General features: G+C 40.2%; 20 protein-coding genes. 5 read left to right on the forward strand and 15 right to left on the reverse strand.

The features are described 5' to 3' along the window. From BW142_RS01805 to mraZ, 12 genes are read right to left on the reverse strand one after another with little or no spacing between them, the layout of a single operon-like run. Complete coding sequence (locus tag BW142_RS01805; RefSeq protein WP_076923701.1) at positions 1 to 921, reverse strand: D-alanine--D-alanine ligase; 921 nt, start codon at positions 919 to 921, stop codon at positions 1 to 3. Beyond that, positions 918 to 2,369, reverse strand: a complete 1,452-nt coding sequence (gene murC, locus BW142_RS01810; protein WP_024599291.1) for a UDP-N-acetylmuramate--L-alanine ligase — start codon at positions 2,367 to 2,369, stop codon at positions 918 to 920. The genes BW142_RS01805 and murC overlap by 4 nt, the downstream gene beginning before the upstream one ends. Beyond that, positions 2,370 to 3,446: an undecaprenyldiphospho-muramoylpentapeptide beta-N-acetylglucosaminyltransferase gene (gene murG, locus BW142_RS01815; RefSeq protein ID WP_076923702.1), complete on the reverse strand. Its 1,077-nt coding sequence runs from the start codon at positions 3,444 to 3,446 to the stop codon at positions 2,370 to 2,372. Beyond that, on the reverse strand, positions 3,443 to 4,618 hold the full coding sequence (gene ftsW / locus BW142_RS01820; RefSeq protein ID WP_076923703.1) for a cell division protein FtsW: 1,176 nt from the start codon (positions 4,616 to 4,618) through the stop codon (positions 3,443 to 3,445). Before ftsW ends, murG begins: the two co-directional genes overlap by 4 nt. Continuing rightward, on the reverse strand, positions 4,615 to 5,949 hold the full coding sequence (murD, locus tag BW142_RS01825; protein ID WP_076923704.1) for a UDP-N-acetylmuramoyl-L-alanine--D-glutamate ligase: 1,335 nt from the start codon (positions 5,947 to 5,949) through the stop codon (positions 4,615 to 4,617). The genes ftsW and murD overlap by 4 nt, the downstream gene beginning before the upstream one ends. Next, positions 5,950 to 7,032 carry a phospho-N-acetylmuramoyl-pentapeptide-transferase gene (gene mraY / locus BW142_RS01830; protein ID WP_024599287.1) on the reverse strand — a complete coding sequence of 361 codons (1,083 nt, stop codon included), beginning with the start codon at positions 7,030 to 7,032 and terminating at the stop codon, positions 5,950 to 5,952. Beyond that, positions 7,032 to 8,414: a UDP-N-acetylmuramoyl-tripeptide--D-alanyl-D-alanine ligase gene (gene murF / locus BW142_RS01835; RefSeq protein ID WP_076923705.1), complete on the reverse strand. Its 1,383-nt coding sequence runs from the start codon at positions 8,412 to 8,414 to the stop codon at positions 7,032 to 7,034. Before murF ends, mraY begins: the two co-directional genes overlap by 1 nt. Next, entirely contained in the window at positions 8,411 to 9,889 is a 1,479-nt protein-coding gene (murE, locus tag BW142_RS01840) for a UDP-N-acetylmuramoyl-L-alanyl-D-glutamate--2,6-diaminopimelate ligase (RefSeq protein ID WP_076923706.1), read from the reverse strand. Before murE ends, murF begins: the two co-directional genes overlap by 4 nt. Further along, entirely contained in the window at positions 9,882 to 11,699 is a 1,818-nt protein-coding gene (locus tag BW142_RS01845) for a penicillin-binding transpeptidase domain-containing protein (RefSeq protein WP_076923707.1), read from the reverse strand. Before BW142_RS01845 ends, murE begins: the two co-directional genes overlap by 8 nt. Continuing rightward, on the reverse strand, positions 11,696 to 12,022 hold the full coding sequence (gene ftsL, locus BW142_RS01850) for a cell division protein FtsL (RefSeq protein WP_007582915.1): 327 nt from the start codon (positions 12,020 to 12,022) through the stop codon (positions 11,696 to 11,698). The genes BW142_RS01845 and ftsL overlap by 4 nt, the downstream gene beginning before the upstream one ends. Next, positions 12,019 to 12,957, reverse strand: coding sequence for a 16S rRNA (cytosine(1402)-N(4))-methyltransferase RsmH (gene rsmH, locus BW142_RS01855; protein WP_076923708.1), 939 nt, complete (start codon positions 12,955 to 12,957; stop codon positions 12,019 to 12,021). Before rsmH ends, ftsL begins: the two co-directional genes overlap by 4 nt. Positions 12,958 to 12,985: 28 nt before the next feature. Further along, complete coding sequence (mraZ, locus tag BW142_RS01860) at positions 12,986 to 13,444, reverse strand: division/cell wall cluster transcriptional repressor MraZ (protein ID WP_007582904.1); 459 nt, start codon at positions 13,442 to 13,444, stop codon at positions 12,986 to 12,988. A gap of 499 nt (positions 13,445 to 13,943) precedes the next feature. Between mraZ and BW142_RS01865 the strand changes: the two genes are divergently transcribed. The 3 genes from BW142_RS01865 to BW142_RS01875 are packed head-to-tail and all read left to right on the forward strand — an operon-like array spanning position 13,944 to position 14,988. Further along, on the forward strand, positions 13,944 to 14,282 hold the full coding sequence (locus BW142_RS01865; protein ID WP_010554292.1) for a hypothetical protein: 339 nt from the start codon (positions 13,944 to 13,946) through the stop codon (positions 14,280 to 14,282). Positions 14,283 to 14,288: 6 nt separating this feature from the next. Continuing rightward, entirely contained in the window at positions 14,289 to 14,735 is a 447-nt protein-coding gene (locus tag BW142_RS01870) for a hypothetical protein (RefSeq protein WP_024590208.1), read from the forward strand. 10 nt (positions 14,736 to 14,745) lie between these two features. Continuing rightward, the gene (locus BW142_RS01875) at positions 14,746 to 14,988 is read left to right on the forward strand and encodes a hypothetical protein (RefSeq protein WP_024599282.1); all 243 of its coding nucleotides are present in this window, start codon (positions 14,746 to 14,748) and stop codon (positions 14,986 to 14,988) included. Positions 14,989 to 14,991: 3 nt separating this feature from the next. On the opposite strand, the gene BW142_RS01880 is transcribed toward BW142_RS01875, so the two are convergent. Together BW142_RS01880 and BW142_RS01885 are read right to left on the reverse strand one after the other, a co-directional pair. Then, the gene (locus BW142_RS01880) at positions 14,992 to 15,966 is read right to left on the reverse strand and encodes a glutathione S-transferase family protein (protein ID WP_076923709.1); all 975 of its coding nucleotides are present in this window, start codon (positions 15,964 to 15,966) and stop codon (positions 14,992 to 14,994) included. 21 nt (positions 15,967 to 15,987) lie between these two features. Next, positions 15,988 to 16,830 carry a pirin family protein gene (locus tag BW142_RS01885; RefSeq protein ID WP_076923710.1) on the reverse strand — a complete coding sequence of 281 codons (843 nt, stop codon included), beginning with the start codon at positions 16,828 to 16,830 and terminating at the stop codon, positions 15,988 to 15,990. A 201-nt stretch (positions 16,831 to 17,031) separates the two neighbouring features. Between BW142_RS01885 and BW142_RS01890 the strand changes: the two genes are divergently transcribed. Together BW142_RS01890 and BW142_RS01895 are read left to right on the forward strand one after the other, a co-directional pair. After that, positions 17,032 to 20,136, forward strand: coding sequence for an EAL domain-containing protein (locus BW142_RS01890; RefSeq protein WP_076923711.1), 3,105 nt, complete (start codon positions 17,032 to 17,034; stop codon positions 20,134 to 20,136). 89 nt (positions 20,137 to 20,225) lie between these two features. Continuing rightward, complete coding sequence (locus BW142_RS01895) at positions 20,226 to 21,113, forward strand: LysR family transcriptional regulator (protein WP_024599278.1); 888 nt, start codon at positions 20,226 to 20,228, stop codon at positions 21,111 to 21,113. A gap of 3 nt (positions 21,114 to 21,116) precedes the next feature. Here BW142_RS01895 and BW142_RS01900 read toward each other — a convergent pair whose 3' ends face one another. Further along, the gene (locus BW142_RS01900; protein ID WP_024599277.1) at positions 21,117 to 22,070 is read right to left on the reverse strand and encodes a YihY/virulence factor BrkB family protein; all 954 of its coding nucleotides are present in this window, start codon (positions 22,068 to 22,070) and stop codon (positions 21,117 to 21,119) included. Between the last annotated feature and the right edge of the window lie 105 nt (positions 22,071 to 22,175).

Genomic DNA, 22,175 nt, shown 5'->3' on the forward strand with positions numbered 1-22,175 from the left:
TTAAAGCGTTTGCTCTAAAATGCGAACAACTAATTGTTCAAAAGTTGCCCCATTCGCTTTTGCAGCCATTGGTACTAACGATTTTTCAGTCATACCTGGTACTGTATTTACTTCAAGGAGATAAAAATTACCTTGCTCGTCTTGCATCGCATCAACACGGCCCCAGCCGCTTGCGCCCACTAAATCAAAAGCATCTAGTGAGATAGCCTGTAAGTACTTAGTATCTTGCTCTGACAAATCTGCAGGGCAATGATACTGCGTAGTATTTGATTGATACTTAGCTTGGTAGTCGTAAAAGCCATTTGGTGTCGTCATTTCAATGACTGGTTGTACTTCGTCGCCAAGCACTGTGATTGTAAACTCACGACCAGTGATCCACTGCTCTACAAGCACTTGGTTATCAAACTTAAATGCATTAGCTAATGCATCTTCAAGTTCTTGTACTGTACTTGCTTGCGCCATACCTATGCTTGAGCCTTCGTGCGATGGCTTAACCATTACCTTTTTAAACTCACCCATAATAGCTGCAGCATCAAAGCCTTTTTTGGCATCAACTACGGCATAAGGTGCGGTGCTTAATCCCGCTGATTTAAATAAGTGTTTACAACGTACTTTATCCATAGCAAGTGCTGAACCTAGTACATTACTGCCCGTGTAAGGCAAGTTCATAAATTCAAGCGCACCTTGTACAGTTCCGTCTTCGCCACCACGCCCATGCAAAGCAATAAAAACACGCTCTACATTTAATTCTTTTAATTCCCACAAAGAACGACTTTGTGGGTCAAATGCAATTGCATCAATACCACTATTTTGCAGTGCATTTAAAACAGCTTGACCCGATCGTAAAGACACTTCACGTTCTGCTGAGTTACCACCTAGCAGTACCGCTACTTTACCAAATTGTGTGTTTACCTGAGTCATACTTCACCTTGCTTAAGTTTTTCTATCGACATACCCGTCGCAGCTAATGTTTTAACTAACTGACCTATATTACCAGCGCCTTGAGTTAATACTAAATCATTATTTTGTAAATTTGCGGCCAAAACGCCTGCAAGTTCTGCATTTGTTGCTACATGCAGCGGCTCTTTGCCACGTTGACGAAGGCTACGACATAAGCTTTTGCTGTCTGCGCCAACAATTGGATCTTCACCAGCGCTATACACATCAAGCAATAGCAACTGATCTACATCAGCAAGTACTTTTACAAAGTCTTCGTATAAGTCGCGTGTACGAGAAAACCTATGTGGTTGATATACCATTACTAAACGCTTATCTGGCCATCCTTCACGTACTGCTGCAATTGTTGCTGCAACTTCTGAAGGGTGATGCCCGTAATCATCAACTAACATCACATTGCCACGCTCGTTTTCAAATTCACCATAGTGCTGAAAACGACGACCAATACCCTCAAACTTCTGCAGCGCTTCTAAAATTGCATGGTTTGCAATGTTTTGATCTTTTGCCACAGCAATTGCAGCGGTTGCATTAAGTGCGTTATGTCTACCTGGCATATTCAACGTGGCAGTTAAACACTCACCTTGCTTGTTAGTTACTGTAAATGTGCATGTATTAGCTGATTGGCTAAAGTCGCTCATGCGATAATCAGCATCCTTCGATTCACCATACGTGATAACTGGGCGACCAAAGCGCGGAATAAGCTCAGCAGCAACTTCAGAGTCAATACATACAACGGCTAAACCATAAAACGGCAAGTTATGAATAAAATCTACATAGGTGTCTTTCATCTTTTCAAGACTGCCACCGTAAGTATCCATGTGATCTTCTTCGATATTTGTGATCACCGATACCATTGGCTGTAAGTGTAAAAACGACGCATCGCTTTCATCTGCTTCTGCAATTAAAAAATCGCTTTTACCTACTTTTGCGTTACTACCTGCGCTATTTAACAAGCCACCAATGATAAACGTTGGATCAAGGCCTGCTTGTCCATAAATGCTTGCAATTAAGCTCGTTGTCGTTGTTTTACCATGCGTACCCGCAATGGCTATGCCGTGACGAAAACGCATTAGTTCAGCAAGCATTTCTGCACGGCGTACAACCGGAACTCTTGCGGCTTTAGCTGCGATAATTTCAGGGTTTGTTTCATCAATCGCGCTTGAAACAACCACTACATTGGCATCTTTCACGTTATTTTCATGATGGCCAATAAATACTTCAGCACCGGCTTTAATTAAACGATCTGTCATAGCGCTATGAGCAATGTCAGAACCTGTAATACGGTAGCCTTCAAATGCGAGTACTTCAGCAATCCCGCCCATACCAGCTCCACCAATACCGATAAAGTGGATGGTTTCTATTCGGCGCATTGCAGGGCGTGTATGCTTTTCTTGTACTGATATCTCTTTCACTTATTTTCTCTTATTTGTTACTTGCTCACAGTGCGTAGCTACGCTTGCTGTGGCATCTAAAATGGCTTGTTTTTTTGCATTTGTAGCCATTTCAGTAATTAATGAAGGTTGGGCTAAATACGGGCTTAATAGTTCAACAATTGATTGTTTATTAAACTGCCCTTGCGGCATTAATAATGCCCCATTCGCCATTACCAAATACTGTGCATTCGCTGTTTGATGATCGTCCACCGCATGAGGAAACGGGACAAAAACAGCCATTTTACCTGCCGCTGCGATTTCGCTAACAGTTAACGCACCTGCACGACAAACAACAATATCAGCCCAGCTATATGCTGCGTCCATATCATCAATAAATTCAGCTATTTTTGTATTACCGCCCGCTAAACCATGCGCTTTATAAGCTGCTTCTACAGTGGGTAAATGACCTTTACCTGTTTGATGCCACACATTTATTGGAGCTGTATTACTAAGGCCTTTAAATGCTTCTGGTAACGTCTGATTAAGCACTTGTGCACCAAGCGACCCACCAACCACTAAAATATTAATAGGGCTTGATACATCGCGTTTGACTATATCCATTACACTTTGACGTACTGGATTACCTACTAGCTCAGCTTGTCCTTGTGCAAACGCACTTGGAAATGCTGCTAATACGCGTGTAGCAAACTTAGCAAGCCATTTATTGCTCATACCGGCTACAGCATTTTGCTCGTGAATAACCAGCGGGATACCTAAACTTTTTGCTGCAATTCCCGTTGGACCCGTAACATAACCGCCCATTGCAAGTACTACATCCGGGCGCTGTTCTTTCAATACCTTACGCGCCTGCAATATTGCATTAAGTACCATGAATGGGGCTTTAATGAGACGCTTTAACCCATTGCCACGAACACCTTTAACATTAATAAAATCAATATCAATGCCATGCTTAGGAACAACACTTGCTTCCATTCGATCTGGAGTGCCAATCCAGCTGACTTGCCAGCCCTGCTGCTTTAAATAATCGGCCACTGCAATGCCAGGAAAAATATGCCCGCCAGTTCCACCAGCCACTACTACTAATTTTTTACTCATCGCTTACCTCCGCGTGAGGTGGCTTGTTTGGTTGCCATTTTGGTTTCAAAATCTACGCGCAATAAAATACCCGTGGCAATCGTCATAATTAACAAGCTTGAGCCGCCATAAGAAATAAACGGCAGGGTTAAACCCTTCGTTGGTAAAATACCCGCGCTTGCACCTACATTCACCATGGTTTGAAATGCAAACCAAATACCAATGGCAAACGAAAAATAGCCTTCGTATTCCTTACCGCATTTAAGCGCTTGTTGACCTATTAATAAGGCTCTAAATACTAAAGTAGCTAATACCGTTAAAATACTTACAACGCCTATTAAGCCGAGCTCTTCACCTATAACGGCAAAAATAAAATCGTTATGCGCTTCAGGTAAATATTGTAGTTTTTGTACGCTGTTACCTAAGCCTTGACCAAACCAACCACCTTGGCTATACGCCATTAGTGATTGCACCAACTGATAACCTTTACCAAAAGGATCATCCCAAGGGTCTAAAAAGCCTACAACACGCGCCATTCGATATGGTTCAACAATAATTAGTAATACAACCAGACCCACGCCCGTTAAAATAAGTACAAAAAACTGCCATAACTTAGCACCAGCTAAAAACAGCAAGCCAACCGTTGTTACAAACATAACAACTACTGTGCCTAAATCGGGCTGTAGTAAAATAAGCAATGCATACACTGCAAATACTGCTATTGGCTTTGCAAAGCCTTTAATATTTTCTTGTACTTCTTCGCGTTTTCTTACTAAGTAGCCAGCTATATAACTAAAAAAGTATAACTTAGCGGCCTCAGCAACCTGAAAACCAACAGGTCCAATAGGTATCCATCGTTTAGCGCCGTTAACTTCACGACCAATAATCAATACTGCTATTAATAGCACCATACCAAGCATTAATAGGTAAGGGTTTGAACGTTTCCACCACTCCATTGGCACGCAAACGCTTATCCAAAAAAGCACAAAAGCCATCGCCAAAAACATGCTGTGGCGAATGGTAATATGGTACGGGTCATCAAATAGTCGCTCTGCGGTGGGCATTGATGCACTGGTTACCATGATAAAACCAACACCAATTAGCATTATTACGCAGTATAATAGCGGCACATCGTATAACTGCCCTGAAGGCTTAGGTGTTAACGCATCTCTTATATCGGCAAAAGCAATCATGATTGCCCTGCCATTACACACTGAACGAAGTCATCACCGCGTTGCATATAGTTGTTATACATATCAATGCTGGCACATGCAGGTGCTAATAAAACAATATTACCTGTACTACTAAGTACTTTGGCCAAAGTAACGGCTTCTTCCATATTGTTAGTTAAATAACTCTTGTTGGTAATCGCAGCTAAATCACTTGCATCTTTGCCAAAACAAATTAATGCTTTTACATGCTGTTTTATGTAAGGTTTAAGCGCATTTAAATCAGCGCCTTTAGCATCGCCACCAGCAATCACAATCAGATTTTCACCGTCACTTGCTAAACTATCTATTGCAGCAATAGTTGCTCCAACATTGGTAGCCTTTGAATCGTTAAAATACTTTACACCGTTAAGCTCAGCTATAAATTGGCAGCGATGAGCCAACCCATTAAATTGACCTAACGCATTTTTATATTGCTCTTTGCTTACTTCAAACGGACTTAAGAGCGCCATTACTGCAAGCGTATTTAAATAATTGTGCTTACCCACTACCGCAAGTGTATCAACAGGTAAAAAGGCATCGCCTTTAACCATAAAGTGAGTTTCACCATTGTGCTGCGCTAAATGGTAATCACCTTGTTGAGCACCAAAGCTAATTAAGGGAGCCGTACCGCGCTCAACAGGACGTGTTTGAATGTCGTCTGCATTGACAACAATAAGCTCTGCGAACTTATAAATACTAAGCTTTGAGTCTATATAAGCTTGGTAACTGTCATAGCGGTCAAGATGATCTTCAGACACATTTAATACCGCTGCACTTACTGGTTTTAAACTCGTTGTGGTATCTAACTGAAAACTCGATAACTCAAGTACATACACATCAAAATCATCATTGAGTAAATCAAGTACCGCTGTGCCAATATTCCCACCCAAAGCAACTTTATAACCGGCTTCTTTTAACACTTCATAAGCGAGCGTAACCACGGTTGACTTACCGTTAGAGCCCGTTACTGCAACGACAGGTTTTGTATTAATGCGCGCAAATAACTCAACGTCACCAATCACTTCAACACCTGCGTTAATTGCATTTGCAACAGCTGGTATTTTTAAGCTAAGCCCAGGGCTTATAATAATCATATCGCTTAAACAAAGCTCTGCGTCATCCAAATTACCAAAGTGGGTATCTAGAGTTGGCGCGTGCTCTTTTAACCAATCAATCCCCGGCGGGGTTGCTCGGCTATCAACGACCTTGGGGGCAAGGCCATGAGATAATAGAAAACGCACAATGCCCAGACCGGTTACACCGAGTCCGAGCACTGTTATTTGTTTGTTTTTTATCTCGTTTAAATACTGCATTTATCGAATCTTTAAAGTAGCTAAGCCAGTAAGCACTAGCACAACAGAAATAATCCAAAAGCGCACAATAACGCGAGGCTCTGGCCAACCTTTTAATTCGTAATGATGGTGAATTGGCGCCATTCTAAAAATGCGTTGTCCCCGTAATTTATACGACCCCACTTGTAATATTACCGATAGCGCTTCCATTACAAATACACCGCCCATAATAATAAGCAGTAACTCTTGGCGTACTAAAACAGCAATAATACCTAATGCGCCACCAAGTGCTAATGAGCCAACATCGCCCATAAATACTTGTGCTGGGTAAGTGTTAAACCATAAAAAGCCAAGCCCTGCGCCCACAATGGCTGTACACACAACCACAAGCTCACTCGCTAGCGGTAAATGTGGAATATGTAAGTAAGCCGAAAAGTTAATATTACCGGTTAAATAAGCAATAATTGCCAATGCCGCAGCCACCAAAATAATTGGCACAATCGCCAAGCCATCTAAGCCATCGGTCAGGTTTACCGCGTTTGATGTACCTACTATCGCAAAATACGTAAGTACGATATAAAACAAACCTAATTGCGGTAACACGTCTTTAAAAAATGGAACAACAAGTGATGTTTCAGATGCTTGTGCACTGGTAAAGTACAAAGCAGTAGCAACAACTAATGCAATGACCGATTGCCAAAAGTACTTCCACTTAGCAATTAAACCTTTTGGATCTTTACGAATAACTTTACGGTAATCATCAACAAAGCCAACAATACCTAAAGAGCCAATTACAAACAGTGTTGCCCACACGTATTTATTTGATAAATCGGCCCAAAGTAGCGTGCTGGTAAAAATAGCCGCTAAAATAAGTAAGCCACCCATAGTCGGTGTACCCGACTTAGACAAATGCGATTGCGGACCATCGTCTCGAACTGTTTGGCCTATTTGCATACGTTGCAAACCACGAATTAACTTAGGCCCTAAATAAAGCGACATAATTAGCGCAGTTAAAATACCTAAAATGGCACGTAGCGTTAAATACGAAAAAACATGAAAACCACTAAAATACTGTGTTAAATACTCTGCCAGCCAAACTAACATTATGATACTCCATTGATGGCTTGTTGCTGGCCATTAACTAAATCGGTTACTAATAATTCCATGCGAGAACTGCGCGATCCTTTCACTACTATTGTTGTTTTAGTATTCACTTTATTAATACTTTCTTGAATTTTTTGCTGCATCTGTTCGCGACTCGAAAAGTGACGATTAGGGAGTTCAAGCACATCACTTGCGTATTTACTTAACACACCTAATGTAAATAACTCATCAATCCCTTGCTCAAGTGCATACTCGCCAACTTCTTGATGGTACTTACGTGCATCTTCACCTAGCTCACCCATGTCTCCGAGTGCTAAAATGCGGTGACCTTGCATGTCACTTAATAAGTCAATCGCAGCCTTTACCGACTTAACATTGGCATTATAGGTATCATCAACCACGGTGAGTAAATCAGACACTTCAATTAAATTAACGCGCCCTTTTACATCACCCATTGTGGCAAGTGCATTGGCTATTTCTTCAAGGGTTACATCAAATTCACTAGTCAGTGCAGCAGCGATAAGTGCATTACTAATATTGTGCTTACCAGGTAGCGCTAAAGTAACAGGTACTTGCTTGTTTTTAGTGCAAAGCGTAAAGCTTGCACGCGCATTGGCATCAAGCGTGATGTCTTCGGCCCAAATGTCTAGCTTTTCGGTTGTAGAAAAACGTTTAACATTACGTCCTTCAAGCTTATCTAACCAATACTGGCTAAATTCACTATCGCAATTAACAATAGCAACGCCGTCATCTTTTAGGCCGTCAAAAATCTCACCTTTAGCTTTTGCAACCCCCATTAAACTACCAAAACCTTCTAAGTGAGCTGCTGCAACATTGCATACAACAGCTACATCTGGCTTTGTCATTGCAGTGGTGTAAGCAATTTCACCTAAGTGATTTGCACCTAGCTCAATTACTGCAAAACGATGTTGAGGCTCTAAGCGCAATAACGTAAGTGGGACGCCAATATCGTTATTAAAATTACCTTTAGTAGCTAATACATCACCGTGAACCGATAAAATTGCCGCACACATTTCTTTTACAGTTGTTTTGCCTACACTACCTGTAATTGCAATTGTTTTAGGCGCAATTTGCGCCATAACAGCAGTCCCAATTACACCAAGTGCAATACGAGTATCGGTCACTATAAATTGTGGAATATCTACATCTACTTTATGCTGAACAACAACGCCAATCGCGCCTTTTTGTTTAGCCTCAGTTATAAATTTATGACCATCAAAATTTGGCCCTTTCAGTGCTAAAAACACTTCGCCATCGCACACTGTACGAGTATCAGTATTTATATTAAGTACGCGTTGATTATCACCTTGATAATCGGTTGTTAGCACATTAGCTAACCAATCAAAATCCATTGGGATCATTGTGTTATCCCTCTTACTGCTTTTTTTAGTTGTTCTTGTACATACCGGCGATCGCAAAAGTCGATTCGCGTATCACCTATAATTTGATAATCTTCGTGGCCTTTACCTGCAATCAAAATAACGTCATCAGCTGTAGCGTTTTCTATAGCAAAACGAATTGCAGTCGCTCTATCAGCCTCTAAATGTGCATTTTGAGGATGGGTTAAACCGGCTGCTACATCTGCAATAATGTCATCAGGGTTTTCTGAGCGAGGGTTATCACTGGTAATAATAACTTTATTAGCGTTTTGCTCTGCGGCTTGCGCCATCAATGCACGCTTTCCTTTATCTCTGTCGCCACCACAACCAAATACACAACTTACACCACCTGGCACATGCAGCTGCAATGCTTGTAATGCAAGTGCAAGTGCATCGGGTGTATGTGCGTAATCAACAACACACGTTGGCATGCCTGCTTGGCTAAATGCTTGCATTCGCCCAGCTACTGGCTGTAACTGCGCACAACCTGAAACTAATTGCTCAAGCGGATAACCAAGCCTTAGTAATGTAGCGATCGCGGCCGTTAAGTTATATAAGTTGAATTCGCCAAACAGAGGCGATTTAATCGATATATCACCCCAACTAGTCGATAACTGCGCCGAAATACCGTCACTTGAATATTCAACATTAGAAAAATAAACGTACTGAGCATTCTTAGGGGCTAAGTTTTTGCGGCCATAACAAACTAGGTTATTAAAGTCATACTTTTCAAGCCATTGCTCAGCTTGAGCATCATCTTGATTAAGCACTACAACCTCTGGCTCAAAGTCACGGAAAAGCATTAGTTTCGCATCACCGTAACTTGCCATATCACCATGATAATCTAAGTGATCGCGCGAAAGATTAGTAAACACAGCCGCTTTAAACGCGCATTTAGCAACGCGCTGCTGCACTAACCCATGAGATGACACTTCCATAGCTACCAGCTTTTTATGCTGCGAATTTAAATCGCTCAAAATATGCTGTAAATCAACCGTTGAAGGTGTGGTATTAATCAGTGGAATTAAGTTATCAGGATGACCATAACCTAAAGTGCCTATAATAGCCGACTCAGTACTACAAAATTGTGCTAAGTGGGCAATCATAGCTGTGGTCGTCGATTTCCCATTTGTACCTGTCACACCAATTAAATCAAGAGCCTGACTTGGCTGGTTATAAAAGCGACTTGCTAATTCTGGAAGCTTTTTATCAAGCTCCGAAACTAAATATAGTGGCTCAAAACTTGTTTCAAATTCACATAATCTGTCAGCAATAATAGCTGTTGCGCCATTTTCAATTGCTTTACTAATAAACTGTCCGCCATCAAGTGCATGGCCTTTAATTGCGACAAATACATCACCTGGCGTTACTTCACGACTATCTAGGCGTAAATGTTTTACCAGTTGCGAGGGCGCATCTATTTCGATGTATTTTAAAATATCCTTTAACTCACGCATCGTTATCTTTACCTTGTACGTATGCAACCTCTTCCTTGTCAGGCGCTACGTTTAATATTCTTAATGCGTTAGAGATGATTTCTGCAAATGCAGGGCCAGCGGTGGCACCTCCATAGTACACATCACCACCTGGTTCATTAATCATAACTACCACGGCTAAACGAGGATTACTTGCCGGCGCTACACCTGCAAAATAACCTACATATTCATCACCATAACCACCTGCTACGGCTTTTTTAGATGTACCTGTTTTACCAGCTGCACGATACCCATCAACTTTTATGTTGCGAGCAGTACCGTCTTTTTCAAATACACTTTCCATCATGTGCACTACGGCTTCTACGTCTTTTTGTTTAAAAATACGTTCGCCTTCAGGTATATTATCTTGCTTTAAAATAGTCAGAGGTCGGTTAACCCCACCAGCGCCTAACATGGTATAAAAACGTGCCATTTGCGCTGTACTTACCGAAATCGCATAACCAAACGATAAAGTCGCAATTTCAAAGTCAGACCAACGGCGATTTGGATAAAACAAACCACTGCTTTCACCTACCATTCCAGTACCAGTATCACTGCCAAAGCCTACTTTTTGGTATAAGCCAACAAGGTAATCTTTAGGCACTAACTGAGTAACCTTCGCAACTCCCATGTTTGAGGAGTACTTTAATATTTCGCGCAGTGTTAGTTCGCCGTGATTACGAGTATCTCTAACTAAACTACCACCTAAACGCATCCAACCTGGGTAGGTATCAATCGTGTCATCTGCCTGAATGGCGCCGTAGTCTAGCCCAGCCAAAATGGCTAGAGGCTTAACAGTTGAGCCTGGTTCAAACAAATCTGTAATTGCGCGGTTACGACGCTTATGAGGTGCAGCATCGCTTAAGTTGTTTGGATTAAATGAAGGGCTATTTACCATTGCCAGTACTTCACCGGTTTTAACATCAACTACCATAGCTGAACCCGATGTGGCTTTATAAGTCAATACAGCTGATTTTACAGCCTTGTACGCAATAGCTTGAATTCGTTGATCAATACTTAGTTCTATGCTTTCTGGCTCTACACGTTCACGTTCGTCAAGTACTTCTACCTCACGCCCTTGTGCGTCTTTACGAATGGTACGGCGGCCTTCCTCACCCGTTAAAGCGTTTTCGTAGAGCTTTTCAATGCCTTCAATGCCTTTGCCATCGATATTGGTAAAACCAATAACATGCGCGGTAACTTCACCTGCAGGGTAGTAGCGTTTAGATTCATCTAGTAAATGGATACCAGGGAGGCGTAAATCACCAATATAATTTGCTACAGCAGGAGTAACTTGGCGCTTTAAATACACAAAGCGACGCGAAGGATCGTTTAAAAGTCGAGAATTAATCTTTTTAGGTTCAATACGCAGCACATCTGCAAGCTCACGCCAGCGTAAATCGTTTTTATAATAAAGTGCAGTACGCTTATCAAGCTCAGCAGTGTTTTCAGTTAAAGATAAGTGATCTTCACCGCTTTTGCGTGCTTGTTTGATTACTTTAGAAACAAGCGATTTATGTAATGCTTTAGGATCAGCATATACACTTACCACAGGCACACTTACCGCTAATTCTTTACCATTACGGTCAAAAATCATTCCACGTTGCACATGCAGTTTTTCAACACGTACCGTGCGCTTATCACTTTCTGAACGGGCTTTATCGGGTTCTATCACTTGTAAATAAGCAGCGCGAGATACGAGTGTTACAAACACCATAAACACAACTGTACACACCAGCATAAAGCGCCATGTGATTAAATTAGTGACTGGTTTTTTGCCTCTATTTCTCATTGTACTATTATTACCTGCTCATCTTGACTCGTAGGTCGTTTCATTTTTAATTGTGATATAGCAACTTCTTCAATGCGTGCATGTTGCGAATAAAATTCTTCCTCAACAAGTAAGTAGCGCCACTCTAAATCGAGTTCATCACGTTCTTGTAATAATTGATCTTGCTTAATAAGTTGCCCACGAGCTAAATGAGTTGTTTGCACAACAGCTAAACTAGAAGCGAATATCACAACCAACAAGGCCGAGGTTAGCTTGTTAGCACCTAGGCCTTTTAATATTTCAAAGAATAAATTGGGTTGACGATAGCTCGCTTTTTTACTCATCCCAACCTCTGTGCAATCCTAAGTACAGAACTACGAGAACGTGGATTACGTTCTACTTCAACAGTACTTGGCTTAATAGCCTTACCCACTGCTTTTAACGTCAGGTTTTTATTTATTTGTGCATCAGTTAAAGGCAGACCTCTGGGTAACACTTCTCCCCTACTCTGTTTTCTAATAAACTGTTTTACAATACGATCCTCTAGTGAGTGAAACGAAATCACCACTAAACGACCGCCTGGCTTTAGCACTTTAACTGCAGACTGTAGCGCTGTTTGAATCTCTTCAAGCTCGCTATTAATGTAAATACGAATCGCCTGAAAAGTACGTGTTGCAGGGTGCTTAAACTTATCTTTTACCGGTACTGCTTCATCAACAAGGTCAGCAAGTTGCTTTGTCGTTGTAATTGGCGTGTGCTCACGAACTTCGAGTACTTTGTGTGCAATGCGTTTACCAAACTTTTCTTCGCCCAGTTTTTTAATTACGTGGGTAATATCATCTAACTCGGCTTCTGCTAACCACTGTGCTGCACTGCGACCTGTTGTTGGGTCCATGCGCATATCAAGTGGCCCATCTTTCATGAAACTAAAGCCACGCGCAGCGTCATCAAGTTGTGGCGACGAAACACCAATGTCTAATAAAATGCCATCCACTTTACCAATTAGATCGTTCTGCTCAGCTACTTCGTATAAATTTGAAAAACGAGTATGTGCAATCGCAAAACGTGGATCATCAGCAAATTTTTCGGCTGATTTTATCGCTTGTGGATCTTGGTCAATTGCTTGCAGGCGACCTTCATCACCAAGGCGTGCTAAAATTTGTCCAGAGTGGCCGCCACGTCCAAACGTACCATCCATGTATATACCGTCTGGCTTAATTGCGAGGGCATCGATGGTTTCGTCCATTAATACGGATACGTGTTCAAATTGCGCTGTCATTAGCTATTATTTGCCTTTTTTTGTGCTGTTAGAGTGTAAAATTATCTAAATCTTGGTTAGGCTCAAAATCGCCAAGTCTTTCAAGCTCGGTATCTTGCTGCATTTGTTCGTGCCAACGCGCCTCATCCCAAATTTCAAATTTATTCATCAAACCAACTAGCATGATTTTTTTGCCAAGTGATGCATGAGCCCGCAGTGACGGCGCAAGCAAAATTCGACCATTTTTATCAAGTTGATATTCAGTAGCATTCCCGAGCAACATACGCTGCATTCGACGGGCTCGTGGGTTCATATTGGAGATTTTAGCTAAACGGCTTTCTATTTCGAGCCACTCAGCCAGCGGATACAACCATAAACACGGCTCATTTAATGCGACGGTACAAATAACCGTTCCCTGATCTTCAGACAATAGAGATTCTCGGTACTTAGTCGGTACCGCAAAACGCCCCTTATCATCCAAACTCAGTGAACTCGCGCCACGAAACATAAAAAACCTACTTTAAAATTGTTTTATTCAACTTTTGTTTATTTTTATCCAGTGTGATCCACTAAAAACCACTTTTTACCACAGTGCTCCAGTTTAGGGCTTGACAAGCCATTTTGTCAAGTAAGCTGACCAGCTTTAGTGAGTCCCAAAGCTAGAAAAAATAAGGGCTCAAGCGAAGCGTTTGAATTATGTGGGAAAAAGTGGGATTGTGATGAAAAAAATATCTATTCTGTTTTTTATAACTTCCTGTTTACACGCTTTGCTTACTGAATAACCAATGAATATTTACAACTTTTTAAGCATTTTTACTCCCTTTGTAAAATTTACCTAACCGTGTAGTAATAGTTACTGTTTGCTTTAAATTATCAAATGTGAAAAAGCTACACAAAAACAACAAAAACCAATACATTCAACACATTAAAACTAAAAAACAGTTTTGGTTTAATCATTGCATTATCTAAATCACTATTTAAATTTTTTAACTTATTAAGGATTGATTATGGCTACTGCAACAAATACGAAACCAAACACAACTTCAGATGTTAAGCCTGACGTTAAACTAACAAATACTGAATCACCTCTTACAGAGAAAGCAACATCAGCGGCACACGATGCTGTAGATGCACTTTCTAGCAAAGCAGCAACAGCTGAAAGCAGTGTTCGTAAAGGCGCTTCAAGCTCAGCAGAAGCATTAAGTGAAAAACAACTTATTGCACGCGAAAAGTTAAGTGAATGTACAGCTAAAACTCGTGCATTTGCTTCTGAAAATCCATTAGCAACAGCGGGTATTGCTTTTGCTGCAGGTATGCTGATTACATCACTATTTCGTCGTAAGTAATTAGTGATGAATAACCCACAAACAAGCGCAGCTAAGGATGGTGAAGCGCAAAACCAAACTACTGAGCAGCAGAGCCAAAAGGACGATTGGCAAGATCATATTGCAAAGCTTTTAGAGTACTCTAAGCAGCTCAAGGATGATTACCAAACTCAAGGAAAGATCACCCATCAGCTTGCTAAGGCTGAATGGCGGTTGTCGCTCAGATCGCTTGCATTGATCACTATATTTTTAGGCTGTTTTGCCAGTGGTTTGGTTTTGTTGTGGGCAGGATTTTTGGGTGCTGTTGGATACGGTGTATATGATCTTTTTGGATCAGTATGGCTGAGTATTGCAACAGCTACTTTGCTGCAAGTTGCTTGTTTAGCATGGCTTTGGAAAAATACGGTTTACCTAAGCAATAAAATTGGCTTTAGTAAAACACTTAAAAGCTTAAAACAGCTGTTTAACTTATAAGGAAATTACTATGTTAGTTAACTACTTAATTAAAGCACCTAATGAAAACGTTGATGCTCTTAGTAAGCAAATGCATACGCGCAGTGAGCTGAAACGCCAACATCATGCAGCGTTTCAATATAGGCTAAAGCGTTTTGCCGCAACTAAAGTGGGACTGACAAGTGCCTTTTTAGCCGGTGCAGCTGTACAAGCAGGAAAAGGCGAAACCAGCTTTGTAAGAAAATACGGCTGGCTTGTTAGGCTATTTGCTTAAACATTAAACATTTCTACCGTGATCGGATAAGTAATCAATACTTGGGCCACTTGGCACAATTTGTGTTGGATTGATCATTGTATGGCTAAAATAGTAATGACGTTTAATATGATAAAAATCAACCGTCTCTGCCACACCTTCAACTTGATATAAATCTCTAAGGTATCCGCTCAAAGCTGGGTAGCTTTCAATTGTTCGCAGATTACACTTAAAGTGACCAACATACACACTATCAAACCGAATGAGAGTGGTGAATAATCGCCAGTCAGCTTCTGTGAGGTTATCCCCTGTTAAATACCGCTGTTTGCTCAGTACGCTCTCTACTGAATCGAGTGCTTTAAATAAATCGTTAAATGCCTCTTCATAAGCATCCTGAGTTGTTGCAAAACCCGTACGATATACACCATTATTTATATTTGGATAAATCAGCGCGTTTAATTCGTCAATTTTTGGTTGCAGCGCCTCAGGGTAGTAGTCATCGTTATTACCTGTTAACTCATTAAACGCACTATTGAACATACGTATAATATCGGCAGACTCATTACTGACAATTTTATTTAGCTTTTTATCCCACAATACGGGTACGGTGACTCGCCCGGAGTACTTTGAGTTACTTTTTGTATACACTTGATGTAAGTAGTTACTATTAAATAAAGCATCGCCAGTACTGTGGTTTTTCGTATCAAATTCCCAGCCACTATCAAGCATATCAGGGCTAACAACCGATACCGTAATTAAGTCTTCCAACCCTTTTAACGCTCTAAATATAAGTGTTCGGTGAGCCCAAGGACATGCTAGCGATACATATAAATGATACCTGTTCGCTTGTGCTTTAAAACCTGCGTCACCGGTTATTCCAGCACTGCCATCAGCAGTAATCCAATGGCGTAACTGCGCAGCTTCGCGTTCAAACTTACCATTACTTGAATCAGTGTCGTACCATTTATCTTGCCATTGACCGTTAACTAATAATCCCATAAAACTCTCCTAAAAATACTGTTAAATTTTGCCAAACTTGCCATTTTTATAATCATGTACCGCTTGCTGTACTTCATCTTGCGTCGTCATTACAAACGGCCCCATATGAGCAATTGGTTGATTAAGTGGATCGCCAGCTAAAATCAATACACCAGCGCCGTGCTCAGAGCTAATATTAATATCACTGCCTGGTTCTAAAATAAGTAACTTACCCGCTGGTATTATTTGATTGTCGCTCATTATTAGTGAGCCGCTATGAATATAAAGCATTACTTTTTGTTGGCTAAGAGGCTCTAAATCCATGCTTTTACCAGCAGGTAATGTAATATCAGCGAGCGCAGCATTGGCAGCTAAACTTTGCAGAGTGCTTGTAAGTGTTTCACTTTCGAACTGCCACGATCCCGCAAGTGCTTTTAACGTCACACCTTGTGTATTTGTAAAACTCGGAGCTGGGTTTCTAGTCGTATCTTGATAACGTGAATCACGCATTTTTTGTGCGCTTGGCATATTGATCCAAATTTGAAAGCCATGCAGACCATCAACAGCATCAGCGAGTGGCATTTCACTGTGCATGACGCCGCGCCCTGTACTCATCCATTGCACATCGCCTGCTTTAATTGCTTCTCTGTTACCCATTTGGTCACGATGTTCAAAGCCACCTTTTAGAATATAAGTAAACGTTTCAATACCTCGGTGCGGATGCTCAGGAAAGCCTCCCATATACTCTTTTTTGTCGTCTGACTTAAGTTCATCAATCATTAAAAATGGATCTAAGTATTTACCATCAAACCCAGGTATACGGCTAATGTTCACGCCATCACCATCTTGAGTTGCATAAGCTGTCAGTATTTTTAATATTTTCATTTTTTAATTCACTCTAAAGCATAAGTTTATGAGGCTATTAAATCATTCATTAAACAAAACAACTATGTCTTTAAATCGACCTTAACATTCCAAAAAATAGAACTATAATGATTCATTGGTTATATTTTCAACCTTATAATTACTATGGTTATTTGGAGTGAATTTGGCTACAATTGTTATTGCAAAATACAAAACTAAGGAATGGTTATTTTTACTTATTCTCTCAAACATCAGCTTTATCGTTTGCTTATACTGTTAAGTATTCCAGGCACTGCTGTAATTATTTTTACACTGCTGCTTGAGCGCGATCACTCTATTGAGCAAAGTGAAAAAAAAGTAGAAAACATTGCTAAGCAATTAATTTTACAGCAAAAGCATTTAGTCGATGATATTAACCGGTTAGCGCGTTACTTAGCTAAAGAGGAAAGTAAGAAAGAAAATCTAGCAACGTCCTGCCCTAATTATTTTAATCAATTTAGAGCTATATACGCGCACGTTGCCAATATCGGGATTGTAAATCCAAATGGCATTGTTATATGTACAACAAGCGGGTTAGCCAAAAAAATAAATATTGCCGATCGGGCGTATTTTCAAAACGCCTTAAAAAGCAACCAATTGTCGGTAGGTTATTTTCAGCACGACCGAAGCCTGCAAAAAAACACCCTTAATTTTGCGTTACCTATTATTAATAAAAAAAATGTAATTCAGGGCGTTGTAGTTATCGTTGTTGCGCTAGACTGGTGGAATAATGCATTTAATGACATTGAACTTCCGCCGGGCTCTATTGCTGCAATTGCTGATTCTAACGGAAAAATTTTAGCGCGTTATCCTCCTACAACAGCCGCGCTTGGCGATAATATCGCACAGACTTTATTAGCAACTGATTCTTCGATTGATACTGAGGCATCAACAAAAATAAAATCCATTGAAGGTGAAGCCCGAATGCTTCATCACTCTGTTATTTATAGCGATCCGAGTAACAACAGCTTAAATATACATATCGCACTTCCTGTCACGCATGCTTTAAAACAAATAAATAATAACTTTTTTATAGCGATTGGTGTGTTTATTTTATCGCTACTGATACTGTCTTTAATTGCACGAAAACTACTTAAAACAAGTATTATCGACCCAATTAATAATCTAACAAATGCAACAAATGTGCTAGCTAAGGGCGAAATGCCCGCACAAAATATACAGCCCAATAATCCCGAACTAAATACTCTTTATCAGCATTTTAAATCAATGGCGCAAACTAGGTTAACAACCGAGGCTAATTTAAAAAACAAGCATGACGAGCTTACTAGCTTGCTTAATACTCTGCCTGATAGTTACGTTAGAATTAACATCCATGGCGATATTCTCAACATAACGGGGCAATTTAAGCCCCAAGTAAACCCAAATAGCACTGCCGCACCTCATTTATCATCAATACTTTCACACAGCAATGTTCAGCTTTTATTATCGCAGTTATCTAAACTTGATGTTTCGAGCAGTTTAGAATTCACACTCGAAAAATCAGATCCTAAACGCAGCTTTGAAGCGCGTATTAGTGCTATGCAAAGCAAAAATGAATACGTTGTTGTACTACGTGATATAACACAGCGAAAAGTAAATGAAGAAGCACTCCACCTTGCCTCGCTAGTGTATAACAACAGTAGTGAAGGTATGGCAATCACCGATCCAACAGGTATTATATTTGATGTGAATCCTGCATTTAGTAAAACGACCTTATATAGTAAAGAAGACGTTATTGGGCGGTCCTCTTCAATTCTTTCATCAGGAAAACATGATAAGAAATTTTACAATAAAATGTGGTCAGAGTTACAGCAAACTGGCCGTTGGCAAGGCGAGGTTATTAACCGTAAAAAGAGCGGGCAGTTGTACTCTGAGTGGCTCACAATCGATACGGTTTATGATGAAAATAATGCACCAATTCGTCGAATCGCGATATTCACAGACCTCACAGAGAAAAAACAAGCTGATGAAACTATTTGGCGACAAGCTCACTTTGATCACTTAACAGACTTGCCAAATCGTTTAGAGTTAAAAGAGCGATTAAATAAACGATTTTCAAATGTTGTTACTCCAGATAATCAATTGATTGTCATGCTTTTAGATATTGATCACTTTAAAGATATTAATGACACTTTGGGCCATCATTATGGCGACAACTTATTAAAACTCGTATCACAACGCATAGTACAGTCGGCAAAGAATGCTGACTTTGTGGCTAGGATTGGTGGTGATGAGTTTGTTATTGTGTTCAATCAAATTAAAAGTACGCGCCATATTAATCAAATTGCGAGTAATATTTTACTTAGCTTATCGTCAGCTTTAAATCTTGAAAACGAAGAGTTATTTATTAGTGCAAGCATAGGTATTGCATGCGCCCCAAATGATGGTAAAAATACTGAACAGCTTTTAAAAGCAGCCGACCAGGCTATGTATAAAGCAAAGAATAATGGTCGTAATTGTTTTGAGTTTTTTTCTGCTGACATGCGCGAATATGCACATGCTCGCATGGTGCTATTAAAAGACTTACGAAGTGCCATTGAACTTGAACAGTTTAAGTTATTTTATCAACCTATTGTTGCTTTAAATGATTTACATATTCATAAAGCTGAAGCGCTGATACGTTGGCAACATCCTGAAAAAGGGCTAATCAGCCCTATCGCATTTATTCCACTTGCTGAAGAAACCAGGCAAATAAATGCAATTGGCCAATTTGTATTTGCCCAAGCCCTTCAAACACTTAACGATATAAAAACACTAACCGATGATACGTTTCAAATAAGTGTAAATGTATCGCCAGTGCAATTATCCACGCCAGAGAGTGGCATAGATGAATGGTACGATATGCTAAAAGCAGCAAAACTACCTGCTTCGTCAATTGTCGCAGAAATAACTGAAGGCTTAATGGTTAATCCTGAAGCGCTAACACAAAGACGCCTAAAAGAAATCGTGAAATCAGGAATACAGCTAGCTCTTGATGATTTTGGCACTGGATATTCATCGCTCGCTTACCTACAAGAAATGGACACCGACTATTTAAAAATAGATAAGCGTTTTGTCGATAATATTCAAATAGGCAGCCAAGAACTTGCATTGTGTGAAGCCATAATCGTTATGGCGCATCAGTTGGGCTTAAAAGTAATCGCCGAAGGAATTGAAACTAAATTACAAATGCAGCTATTACTGGAAGCTGGATGCGATTACGGACAAGGTTATTTGTTTTCAAAACCTTTAAATAAAAGCAGTTTTATGGCACTTCTAGCGGATAAAAAAGTAGCTTTGTTAAAATAAATAGACAAAAAATAACTGTTACGCAATAAATAATGCGTCTGCGCGGTCAAGTTAAGCAATCAGATATAAAGTAGTAACAGGATTTTAAAATGGCAAAAGCAACATTAGAGCAATGGCGAATGTTTAAAGCTGTTGTAGATCATGGCGGGTTCGCAGGCGCAAGCGCAGCTGTACATAAAAGTCAGTCAACCGTACACCATGCAGTGCAAAAACTTGAAGCCGCCTTGCAAATTAAGTTGCTTGAAGTAAAAGGTCGTAAAGCATTTTTAACCGATAGCGGTAAGCTTATTTTACGCAGAGCTGAATTTTTAATTGAAGAAGCAACTAAAATAGAATCGGTAGCAACTACGCTTAGCGAAGGCGTAGAGAGCACATTAAAAATAGCCGTTGATGAAGTGTTCCCACACGCTATTTTATACCAAGCACTTGCTAAAACGAGTGAGCTTTACCCTCTTTTAAAAATTGATTTAGTAGAAAGCGTGCTAACCGGTGCAAACGAATTACTACATAACTCAGTAGTTGATTTAGCCATTTCATCAATTCCTATTTATGGAATTAGCTGCAGTACGCTATGCGATATAGAGTTTATAGCGGTTGCGCATAAAGACCATGTATTACAACAGCATAGTGAACAACTCAACTTTCGAGACTTAAAGTTACATAGACAAATAGTAGTTCGCGACTCAGCAACCCACACCAGTCACAATGAAGGCTGGTTAGGTGCTGATATGCGCTGGACAGTGAGCCATTTACGCAACTCTATTGATATGGTTAGTCAAAATTTAGGTTACGCTTGGCTGCCAAAAACACAAATTGCACATTTAATTGAAGATAAAACGCTCATCGCGCTTAATTTAGATCAAGGTACAACCCGTACTCTTAATTTATATTTAATGTGCAACGACAACGACAGGCTTGGCCCCGCAGCACAAGAATTTAAAGAGCAAATTACTGCACTTACTAATTTAGCTAGCTAATAGCTATTCGTTTTTTACATCGAGGTGATCTGCTACATAGGCGCCTCGCTGCCCACGCTCTTTAGCTGGGCCTATAGTACTGTCTTTACCTGTTTGCTGTTCAGTTGCAGCATTAATAACAGCACCTAATGTGATTATATAAGCGCTGATATACAACCACATCAACATGATCACTACACCACCTAGTGAGCCGTAAGTTTCGTTGTAACTAGAAAAACGCGACACATAAAAAGAAAAACCTATAGATGCCAAAATCCACAGCACGGTAGCAATCGACGATCCCATCGTGATCCAACGCCATTTAGCGGGTTTACGATGCGGGGCATAACGATATAAAAGTACTAATGCAAAATTAAAGGTAAAAGCCAGTAATGGCCAAGAGATAAGTTTAATTAATAAATCTATACTTTCTTTTAGCCCCACCAAGTTTAGTACGATGGGTAAAATACCAATAATCAATAATGCAAAAATTGCAACGACAATTGCCCCCACCGAAAATAAAAAACGCACTAATTGAGCTTGAAAAAATGAGCGTTTTTCATATTCACGATAACTAATATTACACGCAGTTATAAGTGCTTGGCTGCCCTTTGAACTACTCCAAATGGTAAGTATGAGCGTACCGATTGCACTTAAGCTCAAGCTTGCACTTGATGTTTTAGCAAGACTAGAAACCTGAGATAAAATCAGTTCACTGGTGCTTGGTGGAAGCAAAGTAACTATTTTACTTAAGTGCTCACTAATATCTGTTGGGGATGAAAAGTACGCATACACTGATACCATCGCCGCAATGGCTGGAAAAATAGCAAGTAACGCATAAAATGCCACACCCGCCGCCACTATAGATAAATTATCTTCGCTCATTTGCTTAAAAATACGTTTAACAATATCCCACCAGCCTATAAAAGGGATATGTGCAGGCTGCTCTGCTTCCTGTCCTCGTTTAGCTTCTTTCATTCTAAACCTCAATATTTATATTACGTTACTACAGCAAAATATTTGCCAAGTTATAAGCGTTTGGTATCAAACTTGCTAATATTTATCTATAAATGAATCAAACAC

It is taken from the genome of Pseudoalteromonas sp. EB27, from assembly GCF_001974875.1.
Taxonomy (GTDB): domain Bacteria; phylum Pseudomonadota; class Gammaproteobacteria; order Enterobacterales; family Alteromonadaceae; genus Pseudoalteromonas.

Bases quoted from the DNA above. Each gene is read 5' to 3' on its own strand.
- BW142_RS01805 (WP_076923701.1), bottom strand. From the start codon at position 921: ATGACTCAGGTAAACACACAATTTGGTAAAGTAGCGGTACTGCTAGGT.
- mraZ (WP_007582904.1), bottom strand. From the start codon at position 13,444: ATGTTTCGTGGCGCGAGTTCACTGAGTTTGGATGATAAGGGGCGTTTT.
- BW142_RS01845 (WP_076923707.1), bottom strand. From the start codon at position 11,699: ATGAGAAATAGAGGCAAAAAACCAGTCACTAATTTAATCACATGGCGC.
- BW142_RS01875 (WP_024599282.1), top strand. From the start codon at position 14,746: ATGTTAGTTAACTACTTAATTAAAGCACCTAATGAAAACGTTGATGCT.
- ftsL (WP_007582915.1), bottom strand. From the start codon at position 12,022: ATGAGTAAAAAAGCGAGCTATCGTCAACCCAATTTATTCTTTGAAATA.
- BW142_RS01890 (WP_076923711.1), top strand. From the start codon at position 17,032: ATGGTTATTTTTACTTATTCTCTCAAACATCAGCTTTATCGTTTGCTT.
- BW142_RS01880 (WP_076923709.1), bottom strand. From the start codon at position 15,966: ATGGGATTATTAGTTAACGGTCAATGGCAAGATAAATGGTACGACACT.
- murG (WP_076923702.1), bottom strand. From the start codon at position 3,446: ATGAGTAAAAAATTAGTAGTAGTGGCTGGTGGAACTGGCGGGCATATT.
- BW142_RS01895 (WP_024599278.1), top strand. From the start codon at position 20,226: ATGGCAAAAGCAACATTAGAGCAATGGCGAATGTTTAAAGCTGTTGTA.
- murE (WP_076923706.1), bottom strand. From the start codon at position 9,889: ATGCGTGAGTTAAAGGATATTTTAAAATACATCGAAATAGATGCGCCC.
- rsmH (WP_076923708.1), bottom strand. From the start codon at position 12,957: ATGACAGCGCAATTTGAACACGTATCCGTATTAATGGACGAAACCATC.
- BW142_RS01900 (WP_024599277.1), bottom strand. From the start codon at position 22,070: ATGAAAGAAGCTAAACGAGGACAGGAAGCAGAGCAGCCTGCACATATC.
- murD (WP_076923704.1), bottom strand. From the start codon at position 5,949: ATGCAGTATTTAAACGAGATAAAAAACAAACAAATAACAGTGCTCGGA.
- BW142_RS01870 (WP_024590208.1), top strand. From the start codon at position 14,289: ATGAATAACCCACAAACAAGCGCAGCTAAGGATGGTGAAGCGCAAAAC.
- BW142_RS01885 (WP_076923710.1), bottom strand. From the start codon at position 16,830: ATGAAAATATTAAAAATACTGACAGCTTATGCAACTCAAGATGGTGAT.
- murF (WP_076923705.1), bottom strand. From the start codon at position 8,414: ATGATCCCAATGGATTTTGATTGGTTAGCTAATGTGCTAACAACCGAT.
- BW142_RS01865 (WP_010554292.1), top strand. From the start codon at position 13,944: ATGGCTACTGCAACAAATACGAAACCAAACACAACTTCAGATGTTAAG.
- ftsW (WP_076923703.1), bottom strand. From the start codon at position 4,618: ATGATTGCTTTTGCCGATATAAGAGATGCGTTAACACCTAAGCCTTCA.
- mraY (WP_024599287.1), bottom strand. From the start codon at position 7,032: ATGTTAGTTTGGCTGGCAGAGTATTTAACACAGTATTTTAGTGGTTTT.